Origin of the sequence: Marivita sp. (genome assembly GCF_048006345.1) — a bacterium.
Lineage (GTDB): Bacteria > Pseudomonadota > Alphaproteobacteria > Rhodobacterales > Rhodobacteraceae > Marivita.
Genome location: NZ_CP180351.1, coordinates 3057069 through 3079173 on the forward strand (window position 1 = coordinate 3057069; position 22105 = coordinate 3079173).

Below are 22105 nucleotides of genomic sequence, written 5' to 3' on the forward strand. Positions count from 1 at the left end.
CCCAGAATTTACTGGGCGATTTCAACGGCCGTGACCAACTCTTCGACGGCGGTTTCACTGTCGAACTCACCATTGAAGTGAGCGGTGATCACGTCATACATCGCGTTCTTGACGGCGGCCTCGTTGGCGTGACCGTGGGCCATGGAACCAAACAAATTGCCACTGGATGCTGCGGCGGCCAGGTCAGCAATGCCCTGCTTTCCGCACGCGTCAAAGTCAGCGTCGGACACGTCTGTGCGGGCTGGCACCGAACCTTTGACCACATTGAACGCGGACTGGAAGGATGGCGACAAGATCGCAGAGGCAAGGGCCGCCTGCTCGGTCGACACCGAACCACCCTGGTCAAACATCATGAACTGGTCGGCATTGAAGGTGACCTGGCTTTGTGTGCCCGGGAACCGGAAGCACAGAAAATCCTCCCCCGGCACTTGGCCAGCGTTCAGGAATTCGCCCTTGGCCCAGTCGCCCATCATCTGGAAACCTGCTTCGCCGTTGATGACCATGGCTGTTGCCAGGTTCCAGTCGCGACCCGAGAAGTTCTCGTCGACATTGGCACGAATGACGGCCATCCGATCAAAGGCCTCCTTCATCGCGTCGGAACCAAGAGCCTCTGGGTCCAAATCGATAAAGGCCGCTTTGTAGCCGTCTGGGCCCAACGTTGACATCGCGACCGCGTCAAACACGGTGGCTTCCTGCCACGCCTGACCACCATGGGCGATTGGGGTCACACCGGCTGCTGCCAAAGTTTCCATCGCTGCCGCAAAGTCTTCCCAAGTCTCTGGTACGGAGATACCATTGGCATCCAGCACAGACTTGTTGGCCCAGACCCAGTTGGTGGAATGGACGTTCACGGGTGCAGACACCCAAACCCCGTCAACTTTGGCGAAATGCTGCAGTGCAGCCGGGACAACCGCGTCCCAGCCTTCTGCTGCAGCAACGTCGTTCAGGTTTGCCAAAGCGCCCTGTTTGGCCCAATCAATAATGTCAAAGCCAAGTCCCTGCACGGCCGTGGGGGCGTTTCCTGCGGTAACGCGGGCACGCAGAACAGTCATCGCCTGCTCACCGCCGCCACCTGCAACCGGCATATCGGTCCAGCCAATACCCTGACCTTCGAGATCGTCCTTCAGCACGTTCAGTGCGGCGGCTTCACCACCAGATGTCCACCAGTGCAGCACCTCTACACCACCGTGCCCGGCAGCTTTGACCGAACCGGCAGCGGCTGTCAGTGCCAAAGCAATCGCTGTGGTTTTCAACAATAAACGCATGTGGTTTCCTCCCATATCGCGTTGCGTTCAAGCGCATGCCTTACGCGCCCGTCTCCACCCAAGGTGCCCGGCTTTCACGCCCGACGCGCATCACCAGTGATTTCACCTCAAGAAACTCGTCATATCCGTACTTGCCGATCTCGCGGCCCTGCCCGGATTGCTTGACCCCGCCAAAAGCAAGCTCTGGGAAGCCGTCCATCCAGGTGTTCGTCCAAACAGTGCCCGCCCGGGCGCGGCGCGAGAATTCAAGGCAGGTATGGATGTCATTGCTCCAGATCCCTGCGGACAGGCCGTAATCGCTGTCATTGCTGAGTGCGATGGCCTCATCCAATGTCTTGAAGGTCAAAACGGTCAGAACCGGGCCAAACACTTCTTCACGTGCGATTGCCATGTCAGGGGTCACGTTCGTGACCACCGTTGGCTGATAGAACTGCGAACCTAACCCGTCGATAGACAGTGGCCCTCCGCCAAGTTCAACTTTGGCACCGGCCTTAATGGCGTGCTGCACATAGGCATCGATCTTGGCATTGTGCTCTGCCGTCACGATCGCGCCCACTTGTGTTCTGTCATCCAGCGGATCGCCAAATTTGACCTTACGCGACAACGCGACCACACGAGCCACGAATGCCTCGGCAATGTCTTCATGCACGATGATCCGGCTGGACGAATTGCAGCACTGCCCAACGTTGAAATAGATGCCGAATGTCACCGCATCTGCGGCATTTTCCAGATCCGCATCTGGCATGATCACCTGCGGATTCTTGCCGCCAAGTTCCAACGCAACTTTCTTCAAAGTTCTGGAAGAGGCCTGCGTGATCAGCTTGCCCACAGCGGTCGATCCAGTAAACGTCACCATGTCCACGTCTTTGTGGGTCGACATCAGGCTGCCGACAGGTTGCCCGTACCCAAGCACGATGTTGCACACGCCCGCTGGCAGGCCTGCCTCGATCAGCAACTCACCCATCATCACCGTCGATGACGGCGTCATCTCTGACGGTTTGACGACGACTGTGCAGCCGGCGGCAAGGGCAAACGGCAGTTTCTGGCTGAGTATCCAAAACGGGAAATTCCAGGGCGTGATGATCGCGACAACCCCGATCGGGTCTTTCACCACGACGCCCAGCACATCCTCGCCCAGCGTGTTGTGGCTGTCGCCGTGAGACGTACGCGCAAGCGAAGCAGCATATCGCCAAAGGTCTGCAGCACCGCCTACCTCGCCCCGAGCCTGAGTGATCGGCTTGCCGCTTTCCAGGGTCTCTTGCACCGCGATACGATCGACATTTGCCTCAATCAAATCGGCGACCTTGAGCAGTACCGCCGCGCGTTCCTTGGCGGAAATCCGGCTCCAGACCCCAGTGTCGAAGGCGCGGCGCGCGGTCTCAATTGCAGCCTCGGTCTCGGCCTCACCACCCAAGGCATTGCGGCTGACCAGAACATCGTGTGACGGCGACACACGGTCGAAGGTTTCGGTTCCTTCGACCCAATTACCGTCAATCAGATGCCGACCGGCAAAGGCCGGAGGCAGGTCAAAAGCGATTGCCGGATTGATTGTCAGGTCTTTCATCTCTTATTGCCCTGTGAATCGGGGTGAGCGTTTATTCAGGAATGCATCAACGCCCTCGTCGCGGTCCGCACTTGCCCCAGCGGCCGCCGACCCCAAAGCCTCAATCGCAGCACCTCGGTCTTCACCGACGGCGCCGTGAATCATCGCTTTTGCGATTTCTGTCGCGCGGGGGGATACACCCACAAGGTCAGCAGCAATATGCTTGGCCGCGCCCAACACGTCCTCTGCCACCTCGGCGATGAAACCAACGCCCAAGGCACGCTCTGCCGAAATGCGACGGCCAAACAGCGCCATCTCTTTACCAACAGGTTCAGGCAGCAAACGCATCAACCGCTGTGTGCCGGACCAACCAGGCACAATCCCGACCTTCGCTTCCGGCAAGGCCAACGTCGCACGAGGAGTCATGACCCGAATATCGCAGGCCGCCGCCAGTTCCAGCCCGCCGCCAAAGGCATGGCCGTTCAAGGCGCAAATCGTGGGTTTCGACAGCCGGGCCAATCGATCAAAGATCCGATGTCCATCACGCACCCAGATGCGGGCGAATTCCGCCGGAGAAAGCGCGCCCCATTCGGAAATATCGGCACCACAGCAAAACGCCGTGTCACCTACACCGATCACAATGACCGCCACCGTGTCGGTGCTATGATCGATCCGGCCCAGATGCCCGTCAAGGGCGTCGAGCATTGCGGTGGTCAAGGCGTTCAACTTTGCCTCGTTCGAGACCGTCAGTACCGCGATGGCACCATCATTTGAGAGATTGATCGCGCTCACAGCACCAGCCCCATTGGTGCATCAGCCAGCAGCGCTTTCGGCATGATCTTTGCGTTCTCGGCAACTTGTACCCGGCCTTGGGATGGGCCGACAATGTGCGCCTGCGGGTCGATACCGGGCATAATCTCCGTAGCGACGAGGCCGTTGCCCTGCAGCGCGATCACGCAGCGCTCGGTTACATAGATGACGTTCTGGCCCTGCTCTCGCGCGCGCCGCCCCGAGAAGGTTACATGCTCGACCTCGTCGACCATTTTGGTGAACTTGCCCGGGGCTTTTATTTTGATGCCATCTTCGGTCAGAGCAATCTTGGCTCCGGCCTCGAACCAGCCGGAAAAGACGATGTTCCTTGCCTTGGCAGTGATGTCCACAAAGCCACCGCAGCCAGCGGTGAGATAGGGCTTCTTACCAAGTTTCGAGACATTGACGTTGCCTTCCACATCTACTTCGAGGAACGACAAGAAGGACATGTCAAAGCCGGCCCCCTGGAAATAGATGAATTGCTGTGGCGACGGGACAAAAGCATCCGCGTTTGAGGCACAGCCAAAGGCGAAGCCGGTCAGTGGCATGCCTCCCACGGCACCTTGCTCGATCGCCCAGGTGACGGCGTCCGGATAGCCTTCTTCCAGCAACACACGCGGGACCATCGCACTGATGCCAAAGCCCAGATTGGCAGTCATCCCGCGTTTCAACTCCATCGCGGCACGACGGGCGATCACCTTTTCAATCCCATGTTCCGGGACGGAAAAGCTGCTCCATGGACGCATGATTTCACCCGAAATCGCAGGGTTATAAAGTGTTTCTGTCGTCTGCTTCTGATCAGGATCAATGACGACGTAATCAACCAGATGGCCCGGCACCCGAACATCATGCGGACGCAAGGAGCCGTTCGCAGTCACCCGCTTGACCTGTGCGATCACCAGACCGCCATTGTTGCGTACGGCTATCGCTTGCTCGAGCCCACCCAGGTAGGCGCCCTCGTGCTCGTAGGTCAGGTTCCCGCGTTCATCGGCCGTCGTCGCGCGAATAATCGCAACATCCGGCGATATGTTTGGAAAATACAGCCATGTCTTCCCGCCGAATTCGGCACGCTCCACGATCGGGGCGGCTGCGGCCCGCTCGTTCATTGCGCAACCCTGGCGATTGGGATCCACAAAGGTGTCCAGCCCGACCTCGGTCAGGACTCCGGGGCGCTTGGCGGCAGCCTCGCGGTGCATGTCAAACATAATCCCCGACGGCACGTTGTATGCCGCAACTCTGTCTTCAACGATCATTCGCCAGATCTGAGGCATTTCTGCGCTCGAAGGACCAGACGGGTAAGATCCTGCGAGAACGCGCGACAGCAATCCGTCTTTGGCGATATGGTCTATGCCTTTAACGCCATAAACGTCGCCAGCCCCGATCGGATGAAGCGAGGTGATATTCTGTGGATGACCCGTCGCCTCAAACCGGGCACTGATCGCAGCCAAAACCGCGTCCGGACAACCCAACGCGGAAGAGGATGACACAGTCACAACGGCTCCATCGGCAATCTGTGCGACAGCATCTGAAACCGGTACGACTTTGGTCATTCTTTCCTCCGCGCATTCCACAAACATCGAAATTGGAACGTTCCAATTATTGATATTGGAACGTTCCAATTTTAACAAGTGAAAATATTTGCGGAAAAATTGCCTCTACTTCAGAGCGTTAGAGACTTCGTAGAGTTCAAGAGGCAGGCCATCTGGATCTTGAAAGAATGTGTATCGAGCCTGCGTGTAGGGGTCGATTCGAACTGGCTCAACCTCAACCCCTTTGGCTTCCAAGTGCAGAATCGCAGCGTCAATATCTTCGACACGAAACGCCAGATGCCGCAAACCACATGCTTCCGGGCGGCTTGGGCGGGAGGGCGCATTAGGGAAGCTGAACAACTCGAGCAGGCCACCATCGGCAAGCGCAAGATCAAGCTTCCAGGACGCGCGCTCCTCCCGATAATTCTCGGCCAAGATTTTCAGGCCCAGAACTTCGCAGTAGAACGTTTTCGAGGTTTCGTAGTCTTGAACAATCAAGGCAACGTGGTGAAAAAGCAGTTGCATAGCTTTCCTGTGTGGGATGCCGACAGAAACACGGGTAATCCAACCAAGACAAATCGACCAGACGCGTATGTAACCTTGGCCAAGGTTACATAGCCTTGCAGTCCGTCACGTAGACTAAATCAGGCAAGATGAGGTCCAGATCGGCCGGTTTGACGGTGCTGAAGCTCCCCCCAAGCCAAGCCGCGTTCGGGAAAGGGATGGTGACCAGCACGCGCGCGACCCAGAGGGCGATTGTCCAAGGGTGGGACACGGTGCCGGTCATCATACCCTCACTTCCGCAAGGCGGGGATCATGCGCGCCAGCGTGCCGTCCTTGAGGACGAACTGATTGAACAGTGCAGCTGCGGCATGGGCCAGCGCCGCGGAGAACAGCGCGGTGGACAGGGCGAAGTGCACCCCACCCAGCGCGGCGATCTCGTTCCAGGTCAGCACGCCGGTGATGACCATGGCGATCAGCAGGCCATAAAGCGCGTTGTGCATGACGGTCGCGACGCGTGCCTGAGCGGCAGAGGTGCCGGGGGTATGGCCGGGCACACCATGGCGGAAACGCAGGACAAGCCGGGCGATGACGGCCAGCAGGATCACAAAACCGATGCTGACATGGAACCAAGCCCAGGTCATGTCGGCGTCGGCAGCAGCCTGACCAGCCTCGCGCACATCGACGACGGCGACGATGGCCTCGTTGAAGCCGATCTGCAGGATGACGCCGATCACAACGATCCAGTGCAGCCAGATCTGGGCGGGGCGGTAGAGGGCGGGGGTGTCGGTCATATTGGGGTCTCCGGGCAAAGGGCTTGGGTCAGGCGGCGATGGGACGGGGGCGCAGGTACCAGTACCAGACGCGGTAGACCTCGAGCGCGATCAGGGGGCCAAAGTGGACCAGCGCCGGGGCAACCCCGCCCCAGTCGTTCAGCGCGGCCCAGTGGGCCAGCGTCAGGACGGCGGCGGCATAGGTCCAGCGTTGCAGCCATTTCCACCAGGTGCCCATCTTGCGGACGAACCAGTCATGCGAGGTGATGGCGAGCGGCACGAAGATCAGGAAGGCAACCCAGCCGGTCCAGATGTAGAACTTGGGCAGGTCCGTCAGCACCGGGTCTAGGGCGGCCTTGGCGATCAGGTAAAGGATGGTGTGCAAAAGCGCATAGCCAAAGGCGGCGACACCCAGATAGCGGCGGTTCCGCTTCATCCACTGCGGCCCGCGCCAGCCACGCAGCAGCATGGCCAGCGGTGTGGCCATCATTGCGACGATCAGGAACCGGGCCGAGAACTCGCCCGAGGGATGGACCATCTCGTGGATCATCGTCGCGGGGGTCTCAGAGGTGAAGATCGCCACCGTCATCGCCACGTCGGGCAGCGCGAAAAGCGCCCAGAGGCCGTAGGGGTGAAGCAGGGTCTTGAGCAGCGAAGCGGCCGGGGTGGTCTCGATGGGGCTTTGCAGGGTCATGCTGCGTCTTCCTTCTGCTGTTCGGTTGCGCGCAGGGCCAAGGTCAGGGTGACCCCTGCGGGATCGGTGCCGGTCAGAACGTTCGAACCCGGAATTTCCTTCAGCCGTGCCTTTGCTGCGGCAAATATCTCGGCATCAACTGCATCCAGCCGATAGGACAGAAGCCGGGCCGAGCTGGCATGCGCAGGACGCGCGCCTGGCCCAGCGCAGAGGTTCATCGCCAACCGGTGGGTATAGGGTGCGCCCGCACCCATATCGGCCATACCGAAGGCAGGCAGGTTCAGGTTGCGCGCAAAGCCCAAGCCTTCGAACCAACCCAGCGAGGGGTCAAGCGCAGGCACATGCAGGTGCAGATGCGCAACCGTCGCGTAGCGGTGCAGCGGCAGCGCCGGATCAGAACTGTCGGCCTGCCCCAGTTCCGCCCGCAGGTCCAGCCGTGTGCGCCCGCTGTGGGGCCGACCTGCCGCGTCGAACATGGCGAAGCGGCCGCCGTCAAAACTGAACCGGCCAAAGCGTTTGGGCGTTTCATAGGCGATCTCAATGCCGTGGCCGTCAGGGTCGTCAAGATAGAGCGCCTTGGACATCAGATGATCAACGGGCGAGAACGGGACGCCAAGCTCGATGAAGCGCTGGATCCGGCGCGAGAACTCGGATTGAGAGGGTACTCCAAAGGCCATGTGATACATGCCAGCATGTCCCTTCGCGACCGGGCTGGTAGCGCCGGGAGAAAGCACCACCAGCGTCCGATCGAGAGTGCCGAGCGCAAGACCCGGACTCAGATCGGGACGAAGCACGAAACCGATGACTTCGGTCCAGAACGCCTCAGCGCGGTCAAGATTGGTGACCGACAGAGTCAGCGGGCCCCAGGTAAGCCGTTCAGGAAGGTTGTCGGCTGCACGTTGCCGGGCAAGGGCTAAGGCTGGGGTGTCCATGTCGGCCTCCTTGGGGTCGGGATCAGGCGCGGGGTGCGATGGGTGCCTTGCGGGTACGACCCCAGAGGACGAAGACGGCCAGTGCCACGTAGATCATGTTGAAAGGGAGCGGCTCGAACTCCCCCCGGATAGCGTGGAACGGAATGGCCAGTGCTTGAATGGCCAGCAGTCCTTTGGTCGCCCAAACCGTCAGATATGGCATGATGCGGGTTGCAGCAGGAAGAATCAGCCCGATCACGCCCAACACTTCCATCACGCCGATGAAGCGTGGCAGCGCGATCGGCACCTCGGTCATCCAAACAGCGCCCATGGCGGCGGCCTGTTCCGCAGGCAGGAAGTGGAACCACGCTCCCATCAGGTAAAGCGCGGCAAGGGCGATCTGCCCTCCCCAGATGGCGATGTTCCAGCCGCGGCTGGGAATTGCAATTGCGGTCGATGTCATGGTCATGGTGTGTTCCTTCAGATTCTAGGGCAGTTGCCCACATGTGATGTGCCCTGAGAAATACACGCTCCCCCTCCTCTGATCATTGGAGCGCGGGCGAAGGCTGTCTTTCCTCTCAGTTGATGATCTTTGTGAAAATGGCAGGTATTGCGCATTGAATGGAAATCTAATCGTCTTTAGATTGCCTTCTGAGAAAGCGATGCTCTCAAATCTCGCTATTTAGTTTCCCAGGAGGAAACCATGGACAGCCTGCTCAGCCTTCGCGTCTTTGCCGCTGTGGCCGAGGCGAAAAGCTTCGCCGCTGTGGCCGACCGCATGGACATTTCGGCCGCGATGACCAGCAAACATGTTCAACACATCGAGGCCGAGGTCGGCGCGCGGCTGTTGAACCGCACCAGCCGCAGCGTCAGCCTGACTGAGGCGGGGGCGATCTACCTTGCCGCCGTGCGCCCCTTGCTGGAAGGGCTGGACGAGGCGGGCGCCCGGCTGGCGCAATCGACGATCGAGCCGCGCGGGACGCTCAAGATCAGCCTGCCCGTGTGGATGGCCGAACCGGGCTTTGTCCGTGTGCTGGCCGCCTATCGCGCCCGCTATCCCGAGGTGGCTTTGGATCTCGACCTAAGTGGGCGCCCGGTCAATCTGGTCGAGGAGCGATATGACCTCGCCCTGCGCGTCAGCCCAGCGCTGGATGAAGGGCTTATCGCACGGCGGCTTGCGGATGTGACCTTTTACATCGTGGCAACCCCTGCCCTTTTGGACCAGATCGGCCGCCCGATGGATGTCACTGACCTGAACGGCGCACCATTTCTGGCCTATAGTCCGGTTACCACAGGGCGCCGAGTGCGTTTGGGGCTGGGCCCCAACGCGCCGGAGGTCCGGATGACACCCGTCATGCAAAGCGCCAATGAGACGCTGCTGTTCCAGGCCGCGCTGGAAGGGATGGGGATTGCGATCATGCCGCACCCTGTTTGTCGCAGCCACTTGGCTGAAGGACGACTGGAGCGGCTTCTTCCGCACTTTCCCGCGCCTACGGTGGCGCTGTCAGCGATTTACCCCGACCGCAGTTATCTGCCAGCGAAGACCCGCAGCTTCCTTGATTTCCTTGCTGGTCCCGAAGGCTTTGGCGGCCCGCTGGGGGCGCTGTGATGAATGCCAGAGAGAGGACAATCATCTGTCGCCATGAAAGTCTGAGTTGACTGAAGGCCAGATGATCTCCTGAAAATTGAGGCTTAGCTTCCACTCATCGGTCCATACACCGCGAACTCGTTGGCAAACCTTTATCTCGTTCTTTACGACAGAGCCGGTCACATCTTGGCGGACGACAACTCGCTTGGTGGAGGGGATTCTCTAATCGGACTGATCAATGCGCAGTCCTTTCGGTGCAGTTTTGATCTGTTTGGATCGGCCAAAACCGACGGTCTCTTCTCAGTTTACGGGACCCTTACGGCTCAGCTGCTTGAAACCAATACGGTTTGCGCGGGGTGCAGCCACCGCGCGTTTGGCCTTCGGTCGGGCGTCAGGAGGGCACCGCTCCATAAAGACGTTTTATCCAAGCGCGTCGAGCGCTGGTTCAAGACATCCGGAACGGCGCAGCATGTCTTGCGTCCAGACGGCTGTGCCTTCTTTTACGCGTTTCTTTACGGCCTTGGATTTGAGAACCCGCCGGGCCAGGCGGAAGCGCATCGCGTTGCTGCGACGGGACAGTTTCATGAGACAGCGCAGGATGCTGCTCCGGTTTTGCCCCGACAAGACGTCCAGAGCCATACGACCGGGGAAGAAGCTTTCGCAAGGCAATTCATTCGCAAAGATCACCTCGTGCTGGTCCAGCAGAAGGTGGTGGTATGTCACGCTGCGGCAGCCCTTCATCTGGCGGATGCCCGGCAATCCGACAAGGCTCTTGGCAGGGGCGAACACGCCCTCATCACGGTCGGTGTCTGGCAGCAGGATGCGATGCTGCGGCGAGACCCTGAGATCGGCCACCGGGAGGCCCGCCCCAAGGGCGTTGGCCTTGATCAGGATGGGTTTGTCCCCATCTTCGGCCGCGCTCCAGCTCAACTTTGTGTGCGAGGCCCAGATCACCGGTCGGTAACCGTGATCGATCGTGCGAACCAGGTCACCCTCGGACAGGTTTTCAACCGGAACAGGCCCGCGCGGTGTGCCGATCAATGTGCCATCAGCGAAACAGATGACACCGGTGTTCTCGGTGTTGAAAAACGTATTGTCGCCGGTCGCACCCGAAAAGAAGATGCCTTCATTGTTCGGAGTGCCATCAGTGTCGAACTGGCTGTTGTCAGAATAATCGACCGCGTTGCCCTGTGTGTCGAACGCGTTGGACTGGTTCAGGATGCCGTCGTCCTGTTGGTCAGCCCAAAGTTCGAACAGGTGGTCGTAATGCCCCGACAGGTCGATGAAATCGTTGTTCGCAGAGGTCCCGTCATTCAGCGTGCCGGTCGTGCCTGCGTTGAAGTCAGAGATCGTGTCGAGCCCGTCACCCGCCGTATATTGGAACCGGTCGTTGCCGTCGCCGCCGGTCAGAAGGTCATTGCCCGTACCACCCGACAGGGTGTCGTTCTGTGCGCCGCCGTTCAGCGTGTCAGCACCGGCCCCCCCGTCCAGTCTGTCCGTGCCCCATTCGCCCAAGAGGAGATCATTGTCGGCCCCACCCAGAAGCGTGTCGCTGCCGGTGTTGCCATAAAGCGTGTCATTGCCCGCGCCGCCATCCAGCGTGTCATTGCCGGTTGCGGTCTGATCTCCGGAGATCGGAAAGGCGTTGCCATTATTGCCGCCGACAAGCACGTCATTGCCTGTGCCACCGATGATCCAATCCGCGCCGCCGCCGCCGACAACAAGGTCGTCACCGGCGCCGCCATCCAGCACGTTGTTTCCAAGGCTGCCATAAATCGTATCATTGCCGCCACCGGTCGTGATATTCTCGATATTGACGTATTCTTGGGTGCCGATTGTACCGTCGACAACGTTTCCGGCATCCATATTGACGGTCAGGTTGCGGTTGTCTCCGGGTAGTACTTCCAGAGTGTCGATCCCGTCGCCGCCATCGATCTGGTCGTTGACGTTGATCCCGTCCTGAAGACAGATCGTGTCGTCGCCCGCGCCGCCGTCCAACACATTCAACACGTCGTTGGCATCGGTGCCGCCCCGGATCAGCAGGTCGTTGCCATCGCCACCGAACAGCGTGTCGCTGCCGGTCCCGGCCTGTAGGACGTCGTTGCCCCCATTCGTGATGATGAGGTTGTCGCCTGCGTCGTCGGTGACAGTATCGTTGCCGTCGGCTGTGGTGATGTTCTCGACATTCGAGAACACCTCAGCCCCACCGACGCCATCGAAGACCTGGCCTGTGCTCATGTTGACGGTCAGGTTGCGATTGTCGGTCGGGTCCAGGATCAGCGTATCGACCCCGTCCCCGCCATCGACATCGTCGATCTGGCCTATGGGCGCCAGACTGCCATCGATGATGATGAGGTCGTCACCCGCCCCCGCGTCGATCGTATCGCCACCCTCGCCGCCATTGATGGTGTCATTGCCACCACCGGCGAAAATCGTGTCGTTGCCATCACCGCCCTCGATCGTGTCGTTGGCACCAATCGTTTCTGTGGGCAGTGTAGTGACAGTCACGTTGTCGATCTTCAAATCGGTTGTGACTGTCCCGGTCGATGTCGGGTTGGTGAACCGCAGCGTGACGTCAGTCGTGGTCGCGGTGAAATCGACCGTGACAACCTGGTTGGCAGTTCCGTTGGCAATGACCACGGTCTGGCTGCCAAGCACCTGGCCATTGGCATCGACCGCTTCAACGACAAGCGTATGGTCCCCCGTTCCGCTGCCGAATTCCCTTGCGGATACCGAAAGCCGGTAGTCGAGGCCGACTTGGGTTGTCACGGTTTGCTGCACCACACCGCCGAACCCGCTGTCGCTGGCGTTAAAGGCCATCTCCTGCGAATAGACGAAAGTGCTTCCACCGCCGCTGACCGTCCAGCCTGCCGAAGTGTTGGTGGCGAAGTCGCCGTTGTTTACCGTGACCGGCGCCCCAAGTGTCGTGTCGCCGTAGATGGCGTCATTGCCAGCGCCACCGATCAGGGAATCCGCACCGCTTCCACCGTAGATCACGTCGTTTTGGTTTCCGCCATCGACCGTGTCATTCCCGTCGCCGGCAACAACGGTGTCGTCCCCATCACCAGCAACGATGCTGTCGTTACCCGCGAACTGCGCCTCTGGGTTCAGACCTGTCGTGACGATCCCGACGCCATCATCGTTGTCACCAGCAGACACAAGGATGCCACCCTCGACATCAATCGCTTCGGAATCCGCGAATTCCGGGCCGGCTCCGTCGCTGATCGTGTCGCTCAGCGTCAGGCTGACCGTGCCATCCGGGTTCACGGTGACGTCGTAAAATCGCAAGCCCGAGGTCTCGGCTCCAACGACAAGGCTGCCGCCACTGTCCGTGGGCAGAAACGTCATCGCTGATATGTCGGTGACCAGGTTGTCGACCTGCCCGACAAGTGTCAGATCGAAGGTGCCGTCGTTGTTGGTCGTGTCGGGATCAACGCGGAAAATGACCACGTCATCGTCGACGCCGCCCACGAACAGGTACACCCGCCCGTCGATTTCGGCAAAGGTGCCGGCATCGACATCGAACAGCCCGGTCGTGGCGGGATTGATGAGATCGCGGCCCAGACCATTGCCCTGCGGATCGGTATCGGCCGCACCCGCGGCATCGTCTTCCCGGGCATTCTGAAAGGTCAGTTGGCCCGCGCTGTTGAGCGTCCAGAGGGAAATACCGTCATCGGCCCCGCCCGCGATGACAAAGGTGGTGCCATTGCTGTCGGTGAAGCTTTCCAGGAGGGACGCTTCGGTGGGGCTGTTATTGTTCAGAAAGTTCTCGCCCGTGCCGCTGCCGTCGACCTCGATATCCGTTTGCGTCAGCGACCCGTCAGCATTGATGCGGTGCACGATAAGGGCGTCGTCAATCCCCCCGTCCGAGCCACCGCCGAGCGACAGCAGGAAATATGTGTCGCCAACCGTCGCAATCGACAGCTCCTGCACATCATCGAACAAATTGTTGCCCGACCCGTCCGTGAGCGGCGGCTGATTGGCCAGTGTGCCGTCAGCGTTGATCAGAGTGATGCCGATGGCATTGCCCTGCGGGTCAGCAGTATAGAGATAGGTCGCCCCGTTGGACAGGGTGACAGCGGCCATATCCTCGATGTCTTGGTACCCGACACCATTGACCGCAGCTGTCTCAATGTCGATCTGCCCGCCAAGGACTTGACCATAGCTCGCGCTGTCGGGGTTATTGTCGATCCGGTAGCTGGCGATACCCGAATCCGAGGTGGTCCGCTCGGACGTGATCATGATCAGATCACCGTTGGCCAGCGTCACAAGCTCGACCGCGCGGGTATTGAACGTTTCGGTCTCGCTGCTATCGGCGAGGTTGTCCGAATTGGTCGGGCTCAATGTGCCATAGGTCGATCCGTCGGCTGTGTCGCCATAAATCACATCGTTGCCAGCGCCGCCTTCGATGATATCGCCGCCGCCGCCGCCTTCGATCGTATCGTTCCCGCCATTGCCGAAAATCAGGTCGTCGCCAGCCCCGATCTGGTCCCCTTGACCGTCGGTATAGCCCACCGTCATCCCGTCACTCAGGCCGGTCCCATCCACCGGGCCGTCAAAATCGATGTCGATCCGGTTCGTCTGCGGTTCGACAGCGTTGGACACAAGGCTGTCCAGGGACAAAGATTGGATCGGGCCAGCTTCAAGCACCGCCTGCTCATCCTCGTCGCCGAACACCGGTGGAAAGAGGAAAAGATCTCCGCTGGACGCTTGGACAAGCGTCACCTGGACCTGATCGGTGGTCCCGTCAGCATAGGTGACCGTGGCAAGATAGATCGCAGCCCCGTCGACGATGTACGCCGTGCCGCCGACACTGAACTGGTCGTTCACCGTGTTGTTGTCTGTGTCATAGATCGTGCCGAGGGTGACTTGGCTCAGCGTCTGGATGTTGTTGAAAAGCGGAGCCGAGGCGCTGCCATAGCTCGTGCCGACCAACAGGTTTGCCGCGTTCGAGATATTGTCCAACTCGGTGGTGTCGATCTCGATTCCACTGAACCCAAGGGATATGACTTCGAAACGTGTCGCCATAACCTACTCTGTGAACCCCTTACCCTGGCAATCCCGCCCAACGGCGTAAGTGCCTTACACAAAAACCTCGTCCCCGCTTCAGCGACGGTGACGTCAAACACAAAGTGACCCGTCACGACCTCAAGGAGTCGTCACGACCCAAATCTCGCGCAGGAATGTGGCATGCGTGAGTTTGAACTTTGGAAACAATGTTATGCGCGTTGGCGAATTGTGATCCGAAACCGGGAGTATTTTGCCACAATCCACGACCCGCTGACGGGCCTGTCCGAACCCGCGACCACAGCCCGCGCCACAAGCACGCGGTGGGTGGCGGTGAAGCCGCTCGATATGGAGCAATGGTGGGACGGTCCGCGCAGTCGAAGGGATCGTTCACGCAACGCTGGTGGTTGGAAAGGGGTATGGGCGCCAGCACACCCTCGTTGCCATCGTTACTAAGGTTTGATCAGCGGACTTTGCTGCGGTTCCAAACAGCTTGGCCATTGGCCGCTTTGGTCGCTTTGTCATTAGCCGGTCACGAGTTCACCGGTTCCACCGGACCTTTCTGGCATGTCGCGAAATTTGGGCAAGTCATCATGCAGCGAAAGAACACGCTCGCCGTAATTTATATGCATCGTTGGTTGGAAATTGAAATCTGAAAGCACACCTCCGAAAATGTCATAGAAGCGTCCTTTGGGAATGAAGGTACACACGGCCCCGCCGCATATCCGGCAACTGAATTTCCCGCCTTCCGCATGACAATCCTTGGAGAAGCGGTGTAGAGTCTCCGGTCCGCTGAGAAACGTTACCCGATCTTCCGGCCATAAAGTGCAGGCTGTGACGGGTTGCCCGGACCATCGCCGGCAGCTTGTGCAATGGCAGTAGCACTGGATTGCCGGATCACCTTTGGCGACCAGTTTGACATGGCCGCAATAACAGCTCGCATGATGCTCCAAATGACAGAACCCCTAATTTCCCAAAACCTCAAGAATACTCACTAACAGACGTTCGTGCAGTGCGCAGCATCCATCGAGGTGGCCTCAAGCCAGACGTCTGCATCAAGGATGCTGAACGCGGCAATTGCCAGGTTCCGTCAGACAGAGTTCGTTCATCCGGATCAAGGATCGCATTTCGCGTCGTTCGTCTGGTCGGACCACCTGCACCGCTTCGGCTGAAGCATCTCGATGGATGGCAAAGGGCGCTTGCTCGACACCATCTTTGTTGAACAGCTCTGAAGGAGCTTGAAATACGAGTGCGTCTACTTGCAGGCTTGGGAGATCAAATCAGAGGCGAACGCCTGTGTTCGAAGATGGATCGGGTCTTCAACCAAAAGCGCCCACAATCCGTCCTTGGTGGACATCCTCTGTACGCAGTCTGTTGGTTGCGACAAGACGAAATCCAACCTGAGCGACTTGTCAGTTTCAGGCTCCACCGCGAAAGAGTGAAAATCCCCACGGTGTGAACTTGAACGGGATGTGGAAATGTTCGGTGACTCTGTCAATACCGAAGCGAAACACCGCCTCTTCGACAAAAGCCGGATCCGGGAGTTTGATACCGTTTCCGCGGTAGTAGGCCGCGACGCCAAAAGTCACTTCGTAAAGCCCTCGGGTCACGCCCTCGCCTTCTGATACCGGATTGACGAAGTGACCATTGGCTGCGCAAACGCCCAAGGCAACCTGACATGGATCAGGATCAAGGCGTTTGAGACAGACCGAGAGCCCGCTTGCAGGGACGCCGTGTGCCACGTCGACGGCATGGATCGAGATTCCGCCAGCGCGCGTCGTGACACCGGTCATGCGGCAACCTCGAACTCTGGTCCGTCAAAGACGGTATCAACGGATATCAGACCGTGTTCGACCTGCGAGACAAGGTCCGCAATCTCTTGCCGGATGGCGTCGGGTACGTCTTTCGACATCGAAAGGCTTACGGCCCTTTCCCGGAACCCAAGCTCGAGAATCTTGCCGGGCCTCACGCCACGTCGCATGTCTTCAATCGCTCGGTCTACACCGAGGTCGATTCTGGCCACGGCAGATGCGATAAAAATTCCTGGATCAATCGCGCACCAGTCTACGGCATTGCCGATCTGGCGCATTCCGGTCGCACGGCAGGCGCGGGTCGCACCGTCCCGGGCGGCATTGAGCATCGTGAAAAGGATATCCGCCCCTTCGACCGCGATGGCGCGGGCCCAAGCCTCGGTCACAGCGCTGTCGTCTTGAGTACCACAGAAACCCGTAACGAGGCGCACCGTCTGGTCTCCATATCGAACGCCGGCAGCGAAGGCAGCCCGCCCCTTGAGACCGGGCGCAACGCGGTGACCCGAAAGATGCCCGACTGTTCCCGTGCTTGTCATGCGCGCAGCCAAAACACCGGCGAGGAATGCAGATTGTTCCTGAAGCACATCATAGCTCGTAAGGTTTGCGCCCAAAACGTTACCTTGCACGACGGCAAAACTGCGGTCCGGGAAATCCATGGCTGCAGCGGGCACCACAAGATTGCCCTGCCCGCCGACAAAGATCACACCTCCAGAGCGTTCGGCGGCTTTCCAAAGGGCTTTTTCCATTGCATCAGGATCGTAGGAGACACCGCTCACGACCGTGATATCGGCGTCGACAATGCCCTTCTGAACGCGTTCCACGCCTTCGAGTGCGCGTTGGTTGAATCCGCTATCGTGGAGTTCGCCGACAAAAATGACCGAAATTTTCATTTGGTTTTCTCGCGGAGCCTCGGAGCACTGGCAAGCGCTCCGAGACTGATCCGGTTCAGCCGTTAACCTTGGCGGCCTTGATAAGCGGCTCCCACGTCGAAATCGTGCCTTCTACAAAAGTGGTGAACTCTTCTGAAGACATTGGCGTGTGCGCGACGCCGAATTGCGCCAGACGCTCGATCACGGGTTCAAGCTGCATGATTGCCGCGACCGTTTCGTTGATCGTCTTGACCATCTCGGGGTCCATGCCGGCAGGGCCCGAGAGGCCGGTCCAGTTCTCGATCACGATATCATGACCAAGCTCACGAAACGTCGGAATATCCGGGAACGCAGTGGACCGCTCAGGCGCGGCAAGTGCAATCGGCTGTGTTTCTCCCTCGGTGATCAGGTCGCCATTCAGCGCGACCATGTCATAGTAAGCTTCCAGAACACCGGCGCGGAAGTCTTGGATCGCTGGCGCGCTCCCTTGGTAAGGTACGTGGATCTGCTCGATGCCAAGCTCGATGTCGACGGCTTTGCCAAGGATATGGGTGATCGACCCAACGCCCGAAGACCCATATGTGATGCCATCGCCCTTTGCTCTGGCGATGTAGTCGTCAAGCGACGTGATCCCCGAGGAGGGTTGCACGAAAAGCGCAGGCGTTGAGGCGCCGAGATAGGCAATATGCGTGAAATCGCCCATCGGATCGTATGGCAGATTGTCGAATTGGGTTGGCGCAATCGTGAAAGGCGCGTTGTTGCCAAGGATAAGAGTGGTGCCATCCGGGGCCTGCTCGGCCACATAGTCGGCGGCGACGGTGCCGCCTGCACCGGGTCGATTGTCGACCACGGCTTTTTGTCCGTACTCGCTTTCGAAGTATTGGGCGAGAACACGCGCAATCAGATCGCTTGTTCCACCCGGCGGGAAGGTGACGACGATGCGAACCGGCTCATCGGTCCATTTTCCGGGCTCGGCAATTGCGGGCGAGGCCAGAACAAGGGCGGCAGCGCCGATGGCAAGAATATGTTTCATGATCTGAGGTATCCTTTTCTAGAGGTCGCAGTAATCAGGTTTCGGACAGGGCTTCGGCCGCCTTGCGGACACGACGACGCTGTCTGACCGCCGAAACGATGGCGTAGACGAGCAGAAGGCCGGTGATCGCGATCAGCGTTCCGCTGATCGGGCGGGTCAGGAAGGTCGTGGGATCACCGCGCGACAGAAGCATGGCCCGGCGCAGCTGTTCCTCCATCATCGGGCCAAGAACGAAGCCGATCAGGAACGGCGCCGGCTCGAAGCGGAAAAGACGCATCAGGTATCCCGCCCAGCCAAAGACCAGAGTCAGCCAGACGTCGAAGACGTTGTTGTTGAGCGAATAAACCCCGACGCAGATCAGCACGATGATGGTGGGGTACATGTAGCGATAGGGGATTTTCAGCAGACGCACCCAGAGCCCGATCAGCGGAATGTTCAGGATGAGCAGCAGGATGTTCCCGATCAGAAAGCTCGCGACCAGTCCCCAGAAAAGGTCGGAGTGATCAACAAGCAGTCTGGGCCCCGGCACAATCCCGTACATCATCAGCGCCCCTATCACGAGCGCCATGGACGCGCTTCCCGGCACCCCGAGGGTCAGCGTCGGAATGAAGGCGGTTTGCGTGGCCGAGTTGTTGGCGGCCTCGGGTACGGCGACACCTTCGATAGCGCCTTTGCCAAACCGCTCTTTGTTTGGTGAAATCTTCTTTTCGACCGCATAAGCCACGGCTGAAGCTACCGTTTGGCCCGTGCCCGGAAGTGCCCCGAAGAAACTGCCGATACCAGAACCGCGCAGGATGGGGCCGAACATGGCCTTCCATTCGGCCCGCGATGGGTAGAATTTCTTGTAGTCGATCTCGTTCTGGAACGCGCCACTGGCGTTCGCACGGATCGACACGATGAGTTCGCCCACGCCAAACAGGCCCATTGCGACAATCACCAGATGAACACCGTCGCGCATCTCGGGAATGCCCATGGTAAAGCGCTCGGCTCCGGTCGTGATATCGACACCGACTGTGCCCAGCATCAGTCCCGCAACCACCATCGTTATGCCTTTGACAGGACTTCCGTTCGAGACGGCAGAGGCGGCGACCAGTCCCAGGAGAATGACCGCAAAATACTCTGTCGGTCCGAAATTGAGCGCCAGATCTGCCAGCCCCGGTGCAAGCACTGCCATGACGATCATACCGATCATCCCCCCTCCGAATGAGGCGATGGCGCTGCCAAAGAGCGCGACCCCCGCACGGCCTTCACGCGCCATCGGATAGCCGTCGATACAGGTGATCGACGAGGAGGGTGTTCCGGGGATGTTCATGAGGATCGATGCGATCGATCCGCCGTATTCCGCGCCGTAATAAACTCCGGCGATCATCACCAGCGCCGATGTCGGCTCGAGGTAGAATGTCAGCGGCAGGATCATCGCGATCGCCGCCATGGATCCGATGCCGGGCAGTACGCCGATGAAGGTGCCGAGGAAAACGCCGACGAAGCAGTAAAACAAGTTCGCTGGCTGCAGGGCGACAAGCAGACCATTTCCGAAACCGGTGATGATCTCCATCGTCAAAGCCCTCCGAATGCGGCGAAGGGCAGGCCTATCACGCCGATAAAGAGCGCCCAGCACGCCAGAGACACGATTGCCCCCAGAATGATCTTTCCCAGAATGGGCAACGACGGGTCCGGTACACTGGCCGTGATCACTGTCAGAAACGCACCCGGAACAAGGCCGATCCGACCAACTGTCAGAGCAAAGACGGCAAGCGCCGCACCTATGGCGGCAAAGGAAATCCAGTCCGGGCGTTCCGCATCGGACGTATCCCTGAAATCGGCAGCAATGACGACCAACGACAGCACCGCAAGAATGAAACCGGTGATGACTGGAAAAGCGCCTGTCCCAAGACGGCGGGGCGTGCCCACGCCAAGCTCATAGCCACCCACAATAAACACAAGAGCGAGGATCAAGAGGGCGATGCCGCCAAGCGCGCCAAAATAGGCATGCGGAGGCCGCGCTTCATCGTCAGTTTTGCGCAAACGAAGAAGAAGGTCTTTCATGACGACCCTCCATCCGAATTGGCGCTTGCAATGGCCTTTGGCTCCGTGTCTCGCGACGGCTGGGCCACCCCCGTCAGCCTGCGCAGACGGGCCTTCATCACAGACACGACCTGACCAAGCGCACGGGCCAATTCTTCGGTGGGGTCTGCCGCGATCCGACGTTTGAATTGCGCAATTACGCTTTTGAGATCGTCATGTTCGTGCAAGGCCACAATGAACGGATACCCGTGTCGGCGCGAATACTGCCGGTTCAGATCCGTCATTTCGGCGGATGTCAAAGCGTCGAGATCCAAAAGGGCCAGACGCCCCTGTTCATCCTGCGAGGCAAATGTCATCGCTGAAGGGTCAGGCGGCGAAAGCTCGGGATGGGCGCAAAGCAGTTGCAATGCCTCATCCCTCGGGAGGCTGCGGACTTCGGCATCAAGCCATGTGGCAAGTTCATCCGCATTCCGGAAGGGACGCGCCTCGGCTGCGCGACGGGCGAGCCATGCCGACCGTTCGACGATCCGGTCCATCATGGCCGTGGCCTGACCATCGGTCGCTCGGTTGAGCGCGTCTATCGAGAAGGCAAGCGGCGCGGTGCCCTGCATCTGAACCCCCATGTTCATCGAATGCTAACGCTGGCCTTGCGTTGCCAACAATTTCAAAATCATTCATGCTGCATTCGCAAAACGGCAACAGAAGGAGCAATGCATTGGCTTTGCACGTCTTGCCTCGGGCGTTGAATTACCTGGAAACGGTTGCTCGGCTTGGGTCGATACAAGCGGCATCCCGGTCAATCGGCATTGCCGCTTCGGCGATTGACCGTCAGATCATCGCCTTGGAAGACGCTTGTCAGACCCCGCTTTTCGAACGACATGCGCGCGGAATGCGGCTAACTGCAGCGGGAGAGGCAGCCGTGCTTCTTGCCCGTCGCTGGCGCGCGGACGAGGAACGTCTTGAAGAGACGATCCGGACGATGCGAGGAGAGCAATTCGGGACGGTTCGGCTTGGTGCCATGGACAGTCTTGTGAACTCGATCCTGCCCGATCTCGTCTCGACCTTTGCCGAGCGCTATCCGCGAATCCGCTTTGCCGTTGACATCCTGACGCCACAGGACGCGGCTCACGAACTCGAAGTCGGCAGTATTGACCTTGCATTGGTGTTCAATCTGCCGGACGACCGATCACGGCACATCATATGGTCCAAGCCCCTGCCCTTCGGCTGCGTTGTTGGCCGCGGGCATGCGCTTTGGGACCATTCCAAAACAACCCTCAGCGAAGCAGCAAAACATCCGCTGGCTGCGCAGAGCCGTGTCCTGCCGGTTCGAGAATATCTCGACAAGCGTTTCGGTTGGCTTTTCGATCCGGCAGAACCGGCCCTCGTGACGAATTCGCTTCAGTTCATGAAGCAGATCCTCGTTGGCGGGAAATACCTGGCGATCACGTCGCAGTTGGATGCTCTGACCGAGCTGGAAAAGGGCACCCTTCGCTTCGTGCCGTTGACCGATCAAGGTTTGCGGCCGCAGTCGATCAGCGTTGCCGTCGATGCGCGCCGCCCATTGTCACGGGCAGCACGCCTCGTTGGTGAGGCCCTTGCGGATACGCTTGCGGCACGACTTGAAAAGATTTGAGGAACAGGGTGAAACGTTCATCCTCACGCGCCCGCCCGAGTACGGCTTACTCCAGCCGAACGTACGTCAGCCGATAACCGTCCAGCCGTCCCGATATCCGCAACGCCACAATT

Annotated in this window: 19 protein-coding genes; 2 read left to right on the plus strand and 17 right to left on the minus strand. The window is 59.3% G+C overall.

Features of this window, described 5'->3' with window-relative positions; genetic code table 11:
* Nucleotides 1-8 precede the first annotated feature (8 nt).
* From ACMVPR_RS15030 to ACMVPR_RS15070, 9 genes are all read right to left on the minus strand, one after another.
* Complete coding sequence (locus ACMVPR_RS15030) at nucleotides 9-1265, minus strand: ABC transporter substrate-binding protein (protein ID WP_416883529.1); 1257 nt, start codon at nucleotides 1263-1265, stop codon at nucleotides 9-11.
* A 40-nt stretch (nucleotides 1266-1305) separates the two neighbouring features.
* On the minus strand, nucleotides 1306-2829 hold the full coding sequence (locus tag ACMVPR_RS15035) for an aldehyde dehydrogenase family protein (RefSeq protein WP_416883530.1): 1524 nt from the start codon (nucleotides 2827-2829) through the stop codon (nucleotides 1306-1308).
* 3 nt (nucleotides 2830-2832) lie between these two features.
* Nucleotides 2833-3600, minus strand: a complete 768-nt coding sequence (locus ACMVPR_RS15040) for an enoyl-CoA hydratase/isomerase family protein (RefSeq protein WP_416883531.1) — start codon at nucleotides 3598-3600, stop codon at nucleotides 2833-2835.
* Complete coding sequence (locus ACMVPR_RS15045) at nucleotides 3597-5246, minus strand: acyl CoA:acetate/3-ketoacid CoA transferase (RefSeq protein WP_416883532.1); 1650 nt, start codon at nucleotides 5244-5246, stop codon at nucleotides 3597-3599. The genes ACMVPR_RS15040 and ACMVPR_RS15045 overlap by 4 nt, the downstream gene beginning before the upstream one ends.
* Before the next feature lie 27 nt (nucleotides 5247-5273).
* The gene (locus ACMVPR_RS15050; RefSeq protein WP_416883533.1) at nucleotides 5274-5672 is read right to left on the minus strand and encodes a VOC family protein; all 399 of its coding nucleotides are present in this window, start codon (nucleotides 5670-5672) and stop codon (nucleotides 5274-5276) included.
* A gap of 269 nt (nucleotides 5673-5941) precedes the next feature.
* Complete coding sequence (locus tag ACMVPR_RS15055) at nucleotides 5942-6442, minus strand: cytochrome b (RefSeq protein ID WP_416883534.1); 501 nt, start codon at nucleotides 6440-6442, stop codon at nucleotides 5942-5944.
* A 28-nt stretch (nucleotides 6443-6470) separates the two neighbouring features.
* On the minus strand, nucleotides 6471-7115 hold the full coding sequence (locus ACMVPR_RS15060) for a sulfite oxidase heme-binding subunit YedZ (RefSeq protein ID WP_416883535.1): 645 nt from the start codon (nucleotides 7113-7115) through the stop codon (nucleotides 6471-6473).
* Nucleotides 7112-8047: a VOC family protein gene (locus ACMVPR_RS15065; RefSeq protein ID WP_416883536.1), complete on the minus strand. Its 936-nt coding sequence runs from the start codon at nucleotides 8045-8047 to the stop codon at nucleotides 7112-7114. The genes ACMVPR_RS15060 and ACMVPR_RS15065 overlap by 4 nt, the downstream gene beginning before the upstream one ends.
* A gap of 22 nt (nucleotides 8048-8069) precedes the next feature.
* Complete coding sequence (locus ACMVPR_RS15070; RefSeq protein ID WP_416883537.1) at nucleotides 8070-8495, minus strand: DoxX family protein; 426 nt, start codon at nucleotides 8493-8495, stop codon at nucleotides 8070-8072.
* A gap of 234 nt (nucleotides 8496-8729) precedes the next feature.
* Between ACMVPR_RS15070 and ACMVPR_RS15075 the strand changes: the two genes are divergently transcribed.
* Nucleotides 8730-9635, plus strand: a complete 906-nt coding sequence (locus ACMVPR_RS15075) for a LysR family transcriptional regulator (RefSeq protein WP_416883538.1) — start codon at nucleotides 8730-8732, stop codon at nucleotides 9633-9635.
* A gap of 399 nt (nucleotides 9636-10034) precedes the next feature.
* On the opposite strand, the gene ACMVPR_RS15080 is transcribed toward ACMVPR_RS15075, so the two are convergent.
* The 8 genes from ACMVPR_RS15080 to uraD form a co-directional block, all read right to left on the minus strand.
* Nucleotides 10035-14642, minus strand: coding sequence for a Hint domain-containing protein (locus ACMVPR_RS15080; RefSeq protein WP_416883539.1), 4608 nt, complete (start codon nucleotides 14640-14642; stop codon nucleotides 10035-10037).
* Nucleotides 14643-15145: 503 nt separating this feature from the next.
* The gene (locus ACMVPR_RS15085; RefSeq protein ID WP_416883540.1) at nucleotides 15146-15574 is read right to left on the minus strand and encodes a GFA family protein; all 429 of its coding nucleotides are present in this window, start codon (nucleotides 15572-15574) and stop codon (nucleotides 15146-15148) included.
* Nucleotides 15575-16039: 465 nt separating this feature from the next.
* Entirely contained in the window at nucleotides 16040-16414 is a 375-nt protein-coding gene (locus tag ACMVPR_RS15090; RefSeq protein ID WP_300586682.1) for a hydroxyisourate hydrolase, read from the minus strand.
* Entirely contained in the window at nucleotides 16411-17322 is a 912-nt protein-coding gene (locus tag ACMVPR_RS15095; RefSeq protein WP_416883541.1) for a BMP family protein, read from the minus strand. The genes ACMVPR_RS15090 and ACMVPR_RS15095 overlap by 4 nt, the downstream gene beginning before the upstream one ends.
* Before the next feature lie 55 nt (nucleotides 17323-17377).
* A complete protein-coding gene (locus tag ACMVPR_RS15100) occupies nucleotides 17378-18334 on the minus strand; it encodes a Bug family tripartite tricarboxylate transporter substrate binding protein (RefSeq protein ID WP_300586687.1) in 957 nt (318 codons plus the stop codon).
* A gap of 34 nt (nucleotides 18335-18368) precedes the next feature.
* The gene (locus tag ACMVPR_RS15105; protein WP_416883542.1) at nucleotides 18369-19889 is read right to left on the minus strand and encodes a tripartite tricarboxylate transporter permease; all 1521 of its coding nucleotides are present in this window, start codon (nucleotides 19887-19889) and stop codon (nucleotides 18369-18371) included.
* Nucleotides 19890-19891: 2 nt separating this feature from the next.
* On the minus strand, nucleotides 19892-20380 hold the full coding sequence (locus ACMVPR_RS15110; RefSeq protein ID WP_300586691.1) for a tripartite tricarboxylate transporter TctB family protein: 489 nt from the start codon (nucleotides 20378-20380) through the stop codon (nucleotides 19892-19894).
* Nucleotides 20377-20970, minus strand: coding sequence for a 2-oxo-4-hydroxy-4-carboxy-5-ureidoimidazoline decarboxylase (gene uraD, locus ACMVPR_RS15115; protein ID WP_416883543.1), 594 nt, complete (start codon nucleotides 20968-20970; stop codon nucleotides 20377-20379). The genes ACMVPR_RS15110 and uraD overlap by 4 nt, the downstream gene beginning before the upstream one ends.
* Before the next feature lie 104 nt (nucleotides 20971-21074).
* Here uraD and ACMVPR_RS15120 point away from each other — a divergent pair, with 104 nt between their 5' ends.
* A complete protein-coding gene (locus ACMVPR_RS15120) occupies nucleotides 21075-21992 on the plus strand; it encodes a LysR family transcriptional regulator (protein WP_416883544.1) in 918 nt (305 codons plus the stop codon).
* Nucleotides 21993-22105 lie beyond the last annotated feature (113 nt).

Bases quoted from the DNA above. Each gene is read 5' to 3' on its own strand.
- ACMVPR_RS15030 (WP_416883529.1), bottom strand. From the start codon at position 1,265: ATGCGTTTATTGTTGAAAACCACAGCGATTGCTTTGGCACTGACAGCC.
- ACMVPR_RS15035 (WP_416883530.1), bottom strand. From the start codon at position 2,829: ATGAAAGACCTGACAATCAATCCGGCAATCGCTTTTGACCTGCCTCCG.
- ACMVPR_RS15050 (WP_416883533.1), bottom strand. From the start codon at position 5,672: ATGCAACTGCTTTTTCACCACGTTGCCTTGATTGTTCAAGACTACGAA.
- ACMVPR_RS15055 (WP_416883534.1), bottom strand. From the start codon at position 6,442: ATGACCGACACCCCCGCCCTCTACCGCCCCGCCCAGATCTGGCTGCAC.
- ACMVPR_RS15060 (WP_416883535.1), bottom strand. From the start codon at position 7,115: ATGACCCTGCAAAGCCCCATCGAGACCACCCCGGCCGCTTCGCTGCTC.
- ACMVPR_RS15065 (WP_416883536.1), bottom strand. From the start codon at position 8,047: ATGGACACCCCAGCCTTAGCCCTTGCCCGGCAACGTGCAGCCGACAAC.
- ACMVPR_RS15070 (WP_416883537.1), bottom strand. From the start codon at position 8,495: ATGACCATGACATCGACCGCAATTGCAATTCCCAGCCGCGGCTGGAAC.
- ACMVPR_RS15075 (WP_416883538.1), top strand. From the start codon at position 8,730: ATGGACAGCCTGCTCAGCCTTCGCGTCTTTGCCGCTGTGGCCGAGGCG.
- ACMVPR_RS15080 (WP_416883539.1), bottom strand. From the start codon at position 14,642: ATGGCGACACGTTTCGAAGTCATATCCCTTGGGTTCAGTGGAATCGAG.
- ACMVPR_RS15090 (WP_300586682.1), bottom strand. From the start codon at position 16,414: ATGACCGGTGTCACGACGCGCGCTGGCGGAATCTCGATCCATGCCGTC.
- ACMVPR_RS15095 (WP_416883541.1), bottom strand. From the start codon at position 17,322: ATGAAAATTTCGGTCATTTTTGTCGGCGAACTCCACGATAGCGGATTC.
- ACMVPR_RS15100 (WP_300586687.1), bottom strand. From the start codon at position 18,334: ATGAAACATATTCTTGCCATCGGCGCTGCCGCCCTTGTTCTGGCCTCG.
- ACMVPR_RS15105 (WP_416883542.1), bottom strand. From the start codon at position 19,889: ATGGAGATCATCACCGGTTTCGGAAATGGTCTGCTTGTCGCCCTGCAG.
- ACMVPR_RS15110 (WP_300586691.1), bottom strand. From the start codon at position 20,380: ATGAAAGACCTTCTTCTTCGTTTGCGCAAAACTGACGATGAAGCGCGG.
- uraD (WP_416883543.1), bottom strand. From the start codon at position 20,970: ATGCAGGGCACCGCGCCGCTTGCCTTCTCGATAGACGCGCTCAACCGA.